Here is a 12,466-nt window from a genome sequence, read left to right as displayed (position 1 = left end):
GCAAGCCTTTTTGCACAAATTTTTTAACTAAGGATGTGCATCAAAATACAGGCGTAAATTCATCGATTTATCATACCTTTAACTTATCTAGTCTTGATTAGATAAGTCTAATTAGATAGGTATTGACGAGCTAGATGATGACTAAATAGGTGATAAAACTTTTATTCACCACCTGATTATTCACCACCTGATAAGGCATCAACAGGATTGAGTCTGGCGGCATTGCGCGCCGGAATAAACCCAAAAACCACACCAATGAGAGTGGAACACACCACCGCCGCTACAATGGAAGTGGTTGAATACACCACTTGGAAATTACCCCCTGCAAATTTGTTAATTAAAGCGCCGATGGCAAACGCTAGGCTAATACCTAAAATCCCGCCCAAGATACACACCAAAATCGCTTCTATCAAAAACTGCTGCATGATATCAGATTGCCTTGCGCCCACTGCCATACGCACACCAATTTCACTGGTGCGCTCGGTGACTGAGACGAGCATGATATTCATGACGCCAATACCCCCCACGATCAAAGAAATAATGGCTATCGACGAAATCAGTAGTGTCATCGTGCCTGTGGTGGATTCAATGGTCTGACGGATTGAATCAGAGTTTTGAATACGAAAGTCATCGGTGCCGTGTCGCTGCTCTATCAAATCAGAAACAGCTTGCTCAGCGGCACTAGACGAGATAGTATTTTTTAGTAGCACAATAAAACTATCTACATGACTGGTGCCAACCATTCTACGCATCACAGTGGTATAAGGCATATATAGGGTAGGGGTGTCTGAACTTGGACCAAAAGCTTGCTCAGACGGCTGCAATACACCGATGACGCGAGCGGGCACACTACCCACCAACATCACTTCACCAATGGGATCGCTGACATTGGCAAAAAAGGCGGTTTTTGCATTATTATCAATAATCACATCTTGGGTCATCGAGGTGATACTATTGTCATTAAAGGTTTGCCCAAGTGCGAGTTTTTCCCCTTTCACCGTTAGATAATCTTTGCCCACGCCACTGACATTTACAGAAGCTTCTGTTTCACGGTAACGGGCGGTGGCGCTATTGCTGCTGACTTGTGGACTGACGCTTTGCACATACGGCTGTTCTGCGACAGCATTGGCATCGGCATCTGTTAAATTATCATCATGGTATTTACGGCGAGGGTCACCAAATTTATAGCCATCTCGTATGGTTAAAGTATTGGTGCCTAAGGAGCTAATATCATTGAGAATTTTTTGTTGAGAACCTTGTCCTAGACCCACTACCGATACCACAGAGGCAATACCGATGATAATACCTAGCATGGTTAACAATGTCCGCATTTTATGCGCTTTCATCGCCAAAACGGACATCTTAAAGGCTTCAGATAATCGGTCCAAAAACGCGGTCACACCAGATTTTTTGGCAAAATTTAGGTGTTGAACCTCTTTGGTTTTATCAAATCTATTATCGGTATAATAATCTTTGAGGATGCGTCCGTCTTTGATTTCAATCACGCGTTCGGCTTGGGCAGCGATAGAAGGATCGTGGGTCACCATAATGATGGTATGACCTTGGCTATTTAGATTTCTTAAAATTGCCATCACGTCTTTACCCGATTGGCTATCTAATGCCCCAGTCGGTTCATCAGCCAGAATAATGTCGCCACCATTCATTAAGGCACGAGCGATAGACACACGCTGTTGTTGACCACCGGAGAGTTGGCTAGGGCGATTTTGGGTTTTTGCCGCCAGCCCTAAGTCGTCTAACAATTGGGTGGCGCGCGCTTCACGTTGCCGCACGGGCATCCCTGCATACACGGCAGGGACGGCGACATTGTCTTGGGCATTGATGTCACCGAGTAAATGATAGCGCTGAAAAATAAAGCCAAAATGCTCACGGCGAAGCTCGGCAAGTTCGTCTGCGGTAAGTTTGTCCACCGCTTTGCCATAGATGTGGTAACTGCCCGCAGTCGCCTGATCTAAGCAGCCTAAGATATTCATTAAGGTGGATTTACCAGAGCCTGATTGACCGATAATTGCGACCATTTCGCCTTCATAAATGGTCAAGTCAATCCCATGTAAAACCCGAATTTTTTCATCACCTGCAGGGAATTCGCGGATTAAATCCTTCACTTCCATAATAGGTTGTTTGGTGTCTTGCGTTATCATCAGCCGTGTATCTCACAGTTAGCATGCGTCATAGGTTACAATCAACGTTTACAATCTAGGGTTCTCATCTACCGATGACTAAATCATCGGTGGACGACCGTTATTTTTAGATGATGAACTTGATTTACTCACCGCTGCTTGACCCACAACCACCTTATCCCCTTGGTTGACGCCGCTAAGAATTTGGGTGGTAATACGATTGGTGACACCTGTTTTGACCGCTTGTTTTTTGGTACTACCATCGGCTTGTACGACTTCAACATAACTGCCTATTTTTGGGTCATTTTTGATTGCTGCAGCCGGTACGCTAAGCACATTATTGACTTTGTTTTCAACAATATAGACTTGCGCTGTCATATTGATGCGTAGCGCGCCATCGGGATTGGGGACAGTAAAATAACCAATATAATAAATCGCCGAATCCGTTGACGTCGATGAATCACTGGCGGTAGTACCATCGGGCGCAGGTCCAATGGTCGACAGTGTGGCTTGGTATTTCTTATCTGGGCGTCCAATGATATTGAAATAAACAGGCAACCCTACTTTTAGGTTAACGACATCGGCTTCTGATATTTTGGCTTTCACGCGCACACTACTCAAATCTGCCAATGTCACAATGGTGGGGGCTGATTGATTGGCGTTTACTGTTTGCCCTTGTTTGGTGGTGATAGAAATCACCGTGCCTGACATTGGGGCAACAATTTGGCTATATCCAAGATTTTTTTCAGCCGTATTGACGTCCGTTTGCGATTTTTTTATGGTTTGTTGTGCACTAACAATATCGGCTTGCGATGAGGCAATATTTGCTTGGGCAGTCGCAATCGCTTCTTTGGCACTGTCTACATTGGCTTGGGCTGTTTTGACAGCGGTACCCGCTTGCTCCAGCTCTTGTTTGGAGATGGCATTCATGGCAAGCAAGGATTTTAGGCGATTGTATTCTGTTTGCGATTGTTGCAAGGTTGCTATTTTACCTTTCAAGTCGGCTCGCGCTGTGGCAAGCGCGGCTTGTTTGGTCTGATAGGCGGACTTGGTACTTTCCAAATTCGCTTTGCTTTGCTGTAAAGTAGCCTGCTGCGTGGTTAAGGTATTTTGCAGGGTAACTGGGTCAATTTGAGCAATGACATCGCCTTTTTTGACCGTATCACCAACCTCGACATACAATTTTGTTACTTCCCCTGACACCTGAGCCCCCACATCCACTTGTTTAATGCCTTCAATTTTGCCCGTCGACATCACACTGTTTTCAATATCGCTACGTTCGACATTGGCGGTGATGTAATTGGGTTTTTGGGGTTTGGGTTTAAAGTACCAATAAGCTAACGCTGCCAGCGAAATAACGATCAAACTTAAGATTGCCCATTTGAGCCATTTTTTTTGGGTAGCGGTCATCGTGCCAAGCCTTATCAAGGGATAAACAATTGAAAAAAAATTAAAAGTGAACAAACAAAGTTTTTTACCACTGAGCATTAAAAGCTAAATGAGAATAAATTGCAATAAAAATAGGTAAGTCGCAAGGATTTTTAATTATAACGACATAATCTTACTGGATTATAAAATAAATGTTATGAGTAACAAAAACGCATTAAAAATTTGGGGATAGTGGATTGTACGGTGACTTGATGGGCGTGCTGTTCGAAAATCTGCAAAGGTTGCGAAGCATTTTTAAAAGCAACTTTAAAAGTAACTTTTAAAGCAATTAGTGAAATAGGGGTTGACCCGCTAGGCGAAAAGCGAGTTGGTAGAGGAGCTCCCAAGCTGGTTGTTGCACCAGACCTTTGATGGCTTGGTCGGCTTGGTACAGTGCATCCGACCAGTTTCGGGTGGCGTCATGGGAATGACGATGCAGGGCTTTACTATACAGCTGTTGCTTACTTTGCCAAATGCCGAGGCTTTGATAGCTTGCCCCTGATTGCAAGCTTAAAATATTGCGCATGTCTTTGGCTATCATCCATAACACCAAACTCTCTGGTTCTTCGCTGGCTTTGAGTTGCTGTAAGATTTTTGCAACCTGCGCGATATCACCTGCCAACATGGCATCCGATAAATCAAAGGTGGTAAACATAGATTGACTCACCAACCCATCAAACAGCTGAGACTCATCGATGGTCACAAAATGGGTAGGGGGATTCGCATCTGCTATAGCATAGAGATAGGAGAGTCGCCACAGACTTTGGTAAGCTGCCAGCAAATTATGCTGAGTTTGTGCCATCAGCATTTGCCAAGCGGGTTTGGTGAGTTCGAGCCCAAAGTCTTGCGCGTGTTGCTGTAGCAGTTGTTCGCGTTGCTGTTCTTGATAAAGATGACATTCGATGACCTGACCAAAGTTGTCGCAAAGCGAAAAAAACGCACTGCTTTGGCTTTTTTTATCGTATTTATCACTGATAATGACTAAGCAATTGCTCGAATTGCTTGTCGCAAATTGCGCTAATTCTGCCAACGCCTCTTTATCGGGTTTATGATTACCGTGAACGATAATGGCTTTGTTGTCGTCAAACAGTGACAGACTGCTTAGCTCTGCCAAAACCGCTTGCCATGATTTGGCGCTGGTAATATCCATGCGCGAAATTGCCATATTATGCTGCCGCCAATTGGGCGACATTTTTTCTATCAGCCACTGTGACAGCAAATCTTCATCGCCATGCATTAGCCACACCCCAGTAGCGGGGTCTTGCCTGTTTTTGAGATGTTGAAAGGCATTTAAAAAATTGTACTGCATCAGCGTGTTATCAATTAGGTTAGGTAGGTTAGGGGGTGGTTGCGGTAGGCACTTTGGTGATTTTAGGAAGGCTCAGTGCGACATATTGGTCAGCAATACGCTGCGCCAGGTTGTCATACAACCATACTTTAATTTGCTCAGCTTGGGGATTGTCGGTAGCTACCACACCTTGGTCATACTGATAGCTGCGCTGTACTTGAATCGTATTGGTCAGCGTGCGGGGTTGACCATTTTCAATGGCGCGATAGCTCACCTCTGCGCTTAGCACCATGCGAATTTCGGTCAAAATACCGCGTAGCTGGTAGTTTTGCAGGCGAATGTTTTTGACTTCAATACTGGCAGGCAAGGCGTCATTTGATTGGTTGGCTGCCTTGTTATCAATCACCCTATCTTGGGTGTTAATGCTCAGCTGGTCGAGTTGTTTTTTTAACGAATTTTTGACCGCATAGGCTTCTGGGCTATTGTGAAAAATCAGCTCAGTGGTCGGGATATTTTGTGACATGGGCGCGTCATACCCGCGCAAATGAAAACCACAGGCAGGTAGCTGCGTCAGTAACACACTGCTTAGGAGGATACGAAGAAATGGCTGATTCATATAGTTACCTGTCTGTTAGTTACCCGTCTATGATTGTCGGTATTGCTTGTGATAACGCTTTATTATAAAGCGTCAAGATAAAGCTTTAAGGTCAAAAAGGGCTTAGGTCACCAATAAGCCCTTATGGTCAATTAGGCTTTTACCACAATATTGACCAGTTTATTGGGCACCACGATTTCTTTGACGATATCGCCGGTGATAAATTTAGCGACGCTGTCGAGTTGTTTCGCTTCGGCTTTTAACCACTCGCTGTCACTATTTGGCGCCACATCCATTTGACCACGGATTTTGCCGTTGACTTGCACCACCATGGTAATAGTGTCTTGTACCAAGGCTGAAGTATCAACGGTTGGATAAGTTAGCGTCATTACATCAATCCCTAACTCCTCAAGTAGGACTTCTGCCATGTGCGGCGCGTACATGGTGAGCAAGGTCAATAACGTCACCAGTGCTTCATTGGCTACCGCCAAATCGCTGTCTGAACGAATGTCAAACGCGGTGAGTTCGTTCGACAGCTCCATTAAAAATGACACAGGCGTATTGAGCGCCAAGTTTTTGCCAAACGCGTCATCTAATTTGCCGATCGTATCATGTGTTTTACGGCGTAGACTTTTAGCGGCTTTACTAAGCGACTGGGCGTCACTCACCGATAGCGTTGCTGCGGTTAAAGATTGCTGCGCCAATGTTTCGGCATGCTCGATGGTATAACGCCAGACTTTTTTCAAAAAGTTATACGGACCTTTTAGACCGTCGTCAATCCATTCAAGCGTCTGGTCGACAGGTGCGGTAAACATGGTGTAAAGTCGAACCGTATCTGCGCCATATTGATCAATGGTCGCTTGGGGGTCGACACCATTGTTTTTTGACTTCGACATTTTTTCGATTTTGCCAATTTTGACAGGCTGACCATCGGCTTTTAAGGTCGCTTCGATAGGCTGACCTTTGTCGTTGTAGCGGATATCAACTTCTTCTGGAAAGTAATAGGATTTGCTACCATCGGCATTTTCGCGAAGATAAGTACCCGCCAAGACCATGCCTTGGGTGAGCAAATTAGCAAAGGGTTCATCACCCTGCACCAAGCCTTCATCACGCATGAGTTTGTGGAAAAAACGCGCATACAGCAAATGTAACACGGCGTGCTCAACACCACCTACATATTGATCTACAGGTAGCCATTTATCGGCGGCGACTTTATTAATCATCCCATCGGTATAATTGGGTGAGGCAAAACGCGCGTAATACCAGCTTGATTCTACAAAAGTATCAAAGGTATCGGTTTCACGTTTGGCAGGCTTGCCGCAACATGGACAGTTGACATCGGTAAATGAAGTAAGATTATTGAGGGGATTGCCACGTCCATCGGGCACTACATCTAAAGGTAATACCACAGGCAGCTGATTTTCTGGGACAGGTACTGTACCACAGTCGGCGCAGTTGATGACCGGAATTGGGCAGCCCCAATAACGCTGGCGAGATACTCCCCAATCGCGTAGCCGATAATTGATGGTTTTTTTACCCAAGCCTTTTGGCTCAAGTTGGGTTAAAATGTTGTCAAAGGCTTGTTTAAAATTTAAACCGTCTAACTCACCCGAGTTAATAGCCACGCCATTTTGCTTATCGCCATACCAGTCTTGCCAAGTCGTCGCATCAAACTGTTGACCTTGCTTGTGTGGTTCTTTTAGGTCAATCACTTGTTTGATAGGTAACTGGTATTTATTGGCAAATTCAAAGTCGCGTTCATCATGCGCAGGGACTGCCATGACAGCGCCAGAACCGTAGCTCATTAATACATAGTTAGCGACCCAAACAGGCACTTGCTCACCGGTCAACGGATGGGTGACAGTCAGACCCGTATCCATACCCATTTTTTCAGCTTTGGCTAAGTCTGCTTCGGCAACTGAGCCTTTTTTGCAGGCTTCAATAAAGCTTTGTAGGGCAGGATTGGTCGCGGCAGCGTGTTTTGCCAGTGGATGCTCAGCTGCCACCGATACATAAGTCACGCCCATTAAGGTATCAGGACGGGTAGTGAATACATCTAGGGTTTTTTCTTCACCATTTAAGGTATAGGGAAAATGAATTTCCATGCCTTCAGAGCGACCAATCCAGTTGCGCTGCATGGTAATCACTTGCTGTGGCCAATGACCTTCTAGCTTATCCAAATCATTTAACAGCTCGTCTGCATAGGCGGTGATATTAAAGTAGTACATGGGGATTTCGCGTTTTTCAATTAGCGCACCTGAGCGCCAACCGCGACCATCCACCACTTGCTCATTGGCAAGGACGGTATTATCAACAGGGTCCCAATTCACAGTTGAGAGTTTTTTGTATACCAAGCCTTTTTTGAACAGTTGTACAAATAGCCATTGTTCCCACTTGTAGTATTCGGGCGTACAAGTAGCAAATTCACGTGACCAGTCAATCGATAGTCCTAATGATTTAAGCTGTGCGCGCATGTTATCAATGTTTGAAAACGTCCACGCAGCAGGGGCAACAGCATTGGCAATCGCTGCATTTTCTGCAGGCATACCAAACGCATCCCAGCCCATTGGCTGCAATACTTCATAACCTTTCAACCGATAGTAACGACTCAACACATCACTAATCGTGTAGTTGCGCACGTGCCCCATATGCAGTTTGCCACTGGGGTAGGGAAACATAGACAGCAAATAACGTGACGGCTTATCAGATGCCGCATTATTTACTTGATAGCGATTTTGCTGTTCCCATTTTTGTTGTTGGGCGGGCTCAATCTCTTGGGGTTGGTATTGACTGGTTAAAGCTGAATTACTCATAATGGTCTGAATTTGCAGTATTTGAATGGGAAAGTATATTAAGCCCCATAGCATAGCTTAAAACCGTAAAAATTGCGATAAAAAAAGGAGGTAATATGAGCATCACCATCTACGGTATCAAAAACTGTAGCACCATGAAAAAGGCGTTTGATAAATTAACTGCACTGGGTTTGGAGTATGAATTTTTTGACTACAAAAAACAGGCGATAAATAAACCGACATTAGCACATTGGGTCGAAACAGTTGGTATCGACAAAATCATGAATAGCAAAGGCACAACCTACCGCAACCTTAGCGATGCGCAAAAAGCCCAAGCCAAAGCCGATACCGAGTTTGCCATCACTTTGATGACAGAGCAACCCAGTATCATCAAACGCCCGATTGTCGTCTCAAACAATGAGTTAATCATTGGTTTTGATGAAACTGCCTTTGAAAAACTAGGCATGTAAAACTAGGCAAGTAAAGAGGGACAAGGAAAAGTCAATCCGCAATAAAAAAGCGAGTAACTAAAACTCGCTTTTTTAAGTAGTGGGTAAAAATTATTTTACCGCACTAGCCACCGCAGATTTTACCGCATTTGCAGTTTCAACTGGGGTAGAGGCTGCACCACGTTCTTTATTGACGATAGTTTGTGGGGTCATCACAGAACCATCTTGTTTATGATCGCTTAATGAATAAACATACGCTGCCAATAACATAATACGCTCGTTACCCAGTTTGGTATCCCAATGTGGCATCACACCGGCACGACCATTACGTAACGTCGTACGAACCGTTTCACGGTCGCCACCATATAACCAAGTGTCATCCGTAAGATTCAACGCACCGACATCATGATTACCTTTGGCATCTTTACCGTGACATACCGCACAGTTGGTATCAAAAATAGCCTTGCCTTGATTAACCAAAGTTTGGTTCAACTGACCATTTTCTTTTGAGCCATGACCGGGTGATAGTGATAATACGTATTCAGCTGCGGCGCGAACACCGTCTTCACCAATTTGCGCTTTCCAAGCTGGCATACCACCCACGCGACCATGATTAAGGGTTAACAAGATTTTATCGGGTGTACCGCCATAAATCCAGTCATTGTCCGTCAAGTTTGGATAACCGGGTGCACCATGCGCTTGTGAGCCATGACACACTGAACAGTTTTGTAAGAACAAACGCTGACCAATTTTAATCGCTTGCGGATCTTGAGAGAGTTTTAGAACGGCAGGTGCCAGTCCTACAATACCTTTATCAATTTGCGATTTTAATTCGGCATTCGGTTCTGCATTTTTAGCTTGCTGCGCTTGTAATTTAGCAAGGCTGTCAATTTGCGCCGTTACTGCTTTGTCTTTTAAGATTTTATCATTGAACGTGCCAGTAAATACGGCATTATTGCGTTCAAGATCGGATGCTAATTCATTAGCACTGGTCCAAGGAACATCTTGACCATCTACTTTTACCGTAGTGATACCTTTCCAAGAGCCTGGCATTACTGATGGGAACAATAGCATGTATAGTAGTGCCCAAGCTAATGTACCCCAAAAGATTGCTAACCACCATTTTGGTAATGGACGGTCAAACTCTTGGATACCATCGTATTCATGGCCTGTAGTACCGTCATCCGACATGTTTGGGCGATAACCCAATACACCGACTAACCAGCACAAAATCCAAGCCCAACAAGCGATGGAAAATAGGGTTATCCAAAAACTCCAAAATCCACTCATTTTTTATCCTTATTGCGTTGTGATGCTTCTGTTAGGTCTTCGTCATCTAACGCAAGTTTTGCATCTTCTTCAAACCGTTTGCGATTCTTTGGCGAGTAAGCCCACCAAACAATCGCAATAAAAGCGATAAACGCTGCGACCGTTGCGATACTGTGTAATGTGCCCAACATTAACGTTGACCTTTCATTGCAGTGCCCAGTTGTTGTAAATACGCAACAACAGCATCGAGCTCAGTTTTACCTTGTACCGCATCGGGTGCACCTGCAATATCAGCATCGCTATAAGGCACGCCGAAATGGTCGCGGAATAGACGCATTTTTGCTTGTACTTCTCCAGGGTTAACGTCATTTTTTGCTAACCAAGCAAATGATGGCATCACAGACTCAGGTACCAATGATTGTGGGTTAATCAAGTGTTCACGTTGCCAGTCATCAGAATAGCGTCCGCCCACACGCGCAAGATCAGGTCCAGTACGTTTAGAACCCCATAAGAAGGGATGATCCCAAGCGGATTCAGCTGCGCGCGAGTAAGGTCCATAGCGTTCCACTTCAGCCCGAAGAGGACGAACCATTTGGGTATGACAAACGTGACAGCCTTCACGAATATAAATATCACGACCCTCTAATTCAAGTGCGGTCCATGGCTTCATATTGGGCAAAGGTTGGTTAACCTCTTTGGTATAAATCAATGGCACGATTTCTACCAAAGTTGCAAAACTAATAGCTACAACGATTAGGATAACTAAAAGACCCGTGTTTTTTTCAATAATTTCGTGATTGAGTTGCATGAGTCTCTCCTTAAATCTGTTTTACGGTAGCAGTTTCTACTACAGGTGTAGTGGTATCCGCTACTTCAACAGTTTTAGTGCTTGGCATCGTGATAGTTTTGTAGACGTTGTAAGCCATAACGACCATACCTGTGACATACAATAAACCACCAAATGCACGACCAATGTAAGGATAGTGCGAGAACAAGACAGTATCAACGAAACTATACACCAGCGTTCCATCTGGATTTGTAGCACGCCACATCATACCTTGACCAATACCTGAAATCCAAAGCGATACGATGTAGAAAATAGTACCTGCGGTAGCCAGCCAAAAATGCGTGGTGATTAAGTCAGTTGAATACATTTTTTGTTTGTTCCAAATACGTGGAATCAATACATATAATGAACCAACCGTAATCATACCAACCCAGCCTAACGCACCAGAATGCACGTGACCTATCGTCCAGTCAGTATTGTGGGATAACGCATTGACGGTTTTGATTGACATCATCGGACCTTCAAACGTTGACATCGCATAGAATGACAGTGCAACAATCAAGAAACGAATAATAGGGTCTGTGCGAAGTTTGTCCCAGCTACCAGATAAGGTAAGTACACCATTAATCATACCGCCCCATGAAGGCGCAAATAAAATGATAGAAAATACCATCCCTAAAGACTGTGCCCAGTCAGGGAGTGCTGAATAATGAAGATGGTGACCACCCGCCCACATATAAGACGCAATTAACGCCCAAAAGTGGATAATAGATAAACGATAGGAGTAAACAGGACGACCGATTTGTACAGGCACAAAGTAATACATCATACCCAAAAACGCGGCTGTTAAGTAAAAACCTACGGCGTTGTGACCATACCACCATTGCACCATAGCGTCAGTCGCACCGCCAAACAAGGAATATGACTTCCAGAAACTCAGAGGGATTGACATACTATTGACAATATGCAGTAACGCAATGGTCAAAATAAATGCAGCAAAGAACCAGTTAGCAACGTAGATATGCGAGGTTTTGCGTTTCAATAACGTACCAAAAAACACAATAGCATAAGATATCCACACCACGGCAATTAAGATATCAATGGGCCATTCAAGCTCAGCATATTCTTTCGCTGAGGTTAAACCCAAGGGTAGGGTAATAATTGCGCCAACAATAACAAGGTTCCATCCCCAAAAGGTGAACCAGGCTAGATAAGGTGCGAATAAACGCGTTTTACACGTTCTTTGAACGATATAATATGAAGTTGCGAATAACGCACAACCACCAAATGCAAAAATCACCGCGTTGGTGTGCAATGGACGCAAGTGGCTAAATGTTAGCCAAGGGATACCAAAATTGAGGGCAGGCCATGCCAATTGTGATGCAATGAACACCCCAATTGCCATACCGATAATACCGTATACTACCGCCATGATTGAGAACAACTTAATGATGTCCACTTCATAATCATCGGTAATAGGTATTGCTGTGTTTTGTAAATTCATTCGATGATTTCCTTTACAGCCTATATTATCAACAAGTTTAAGCAGAAATCTCCTTTGTGCCTGTCAATAAAACTATCAGGTCAGATACGTTGGCACTAGTTATTTTTTTATAAGATAGGCTAACTGTTTAGTGGCTAGTTTCACGATGAATTTTAAAGAAATTAGCGGCTAAATCTTGACGCAAAACAGTAAATTTACAAGCAGTAAAATAGGCTC

10 protein-coding genes are annotated in these 12,466 nt (G+C 44.2%); 1 reads left to right on the top strand and 9 read right to left on the bottom strand.

Going from position 1 to position 12,466, the window contains the following annotated elements; genetic code table 11:
• Positions 1-176: 176 nt before the first annotated feature.
• The 5 genes from H9W84_RS07740 to leuS form a co-directional block, all read right to left on the bottom strand.
• Positions 177-2,159 (bottom strand): MacB family efflux pump subunit, encoded by a 1,983-nt coding sequence (locus tag H9W84_RS07740; protein ID WP_239742849.1) that lies wholly within the window; start codon positions 2,157-2,159, stop codon positions 177-179.
• 78 nt (positions 2,160-2,237) lie between these two features.
• On the bottom strand, positions 2,238-3,548 hold the full coding sequence (locus H9W84_RS07735; RefSeq protein WP_239742848.1) for an efflux RND transporter periplasmic adaptor subunit: 1,311 nt from the start codon (positions 3,546-3,548) through the stop codon (positions 2,238-2,240).
• A gap of 307 nt (positions 3,549-3,855) precedes the next feature.
• Positions 3,856-4,875 carry a DNA polymerase III subunit delta gene (gene holA / locus H9W84_RS07730; RefSeq protein WP_239742847.1) on the bottom strand — a complete coding sequence of 340 codons (1,020 nt, stop codon included), beginning with the start codon at positions 4,873-4,875 and terminating at the stop codon, positions 3,856-3,858.
• 28 nt (positions 4,876-4,903) lie between these two features.
• Positions 4,904-5,470 carry an LPS-assembly lipoprotein LptE gene (locus H9W84_RS07725; protein WP_239742846.1) on the bottom strand — a complete coding sequence of 189 codons (567 nt, stop codon included), beginning with the start codon at positions 5,468-5,470 and terminating at the stop codon, positions 4,904-4,906.
• A gap of 131 nt (positions 5,471-5,601) precedes the next feature.
• Positions 5,602-8,262, bottom strand: a complete 2,661-nt coding sequence (gene leuS, locus H9W84_RS07720) for a leucine--tRNA ligase (RefSeq protein WP_239742845.1) — start codon at positions 8,260-8,262, stop codon at positions 5,602-5,604.
• A gap of 95 nt (positions 8,263-8,357) precedes the next feature.
• Between leuS and H9W84_RS07715 the strand changes: the two genes are divergently transcribed.
• Entirely contained in the window at positions 8,358-8,711 is a 354-nt protein-coding gene (locus tag H9W84_RS07715; protein ID WP_239742844.1) for a Spx/MgsR family RNA polymerase-binding regulatory protein, read from the top strand.
• A gap of 90 nt (positions 8,712-8,801) precedes the next feature.
• Here the strand turns inward: H9W84_RS07715 and ccoP are convergent, their stop codons facing one another.
• Genes ccoP through ccoN form a run of 4 tightly spaced genes read right to left on the bottom strand, consistent with a single transcriptional unit; the run spans position 8,802 to position 12,250 of the window.
• The gene (gene ccoP / locus H9W84_RS07710; RefSeq protein ID WP_239742843.1) at positions 8,802-9,980 is read right to left on the bottom strand and encodes a cytochrome-c oxidase, cbb3-type subunit III; all 1,179 of its coding nucleotides are present in this window, start codon (positions 9,978-9,980) and stop codon (positions 8,802-8,804) included.
• A complete protein-coding gene (locus tag H9W84_RS07705) occupies positions 9,977-10,150 on the bottom strand; it encodes a cbb3-type cytochrome oxidase subunit 3 (RefSeq protein ID WP_065252991.1) in 174 nt (57 codons plus the stop codon). Before H9W84_RS07705 ends, ccoP begins: the two co-directional genes overlap by 4 nt.
• Positions 10,150-10,767, bottom strand: a complete 618-nt coding sequence (ccoO, locus tag H9W84_RS07700; protein WP_050325700.1) for a cytochrome-c oxidase, cbb3-type subunit II — start codon at positions 10,765-10,767, stop codon at positions 10,150-10,152. Before ccoO ends, H9W84_RS07705 begins: the two co-directional genes overlap by 1 nt.
• Before the next feature lie 10 nt (positions 10,768-10,777).
• Positions 10,778-12,250, bottom strand: coding sequence for a cytochrome-c oxidase, cbb3-type subunit I (ccoN, locus tag H9W84_RS07695; RefSeq protein WP_050325701.1), 1,473 nt, complete (start codon positions 12,248-12,250; stop codon positions 10,778-10,780).
• Positions 12,251-12,466 lie beyond the last annotated feature (216 nt).

Source organism: Moraxella tetraodonis, from assembly GCF_022359095.1.
GTDB classification, from domain to species: domain Bacteria; phylum Pseudomonadota; class Gammaproteobacteria; order Pseudomonadales; family Moraxellaceae; genus Faucicola; species Faucicola tetraodonis.
Note: the sequence above shows the minus strand (reverse complement) of the source record. Positions and strands in the feature narration are given on the sequence as shown.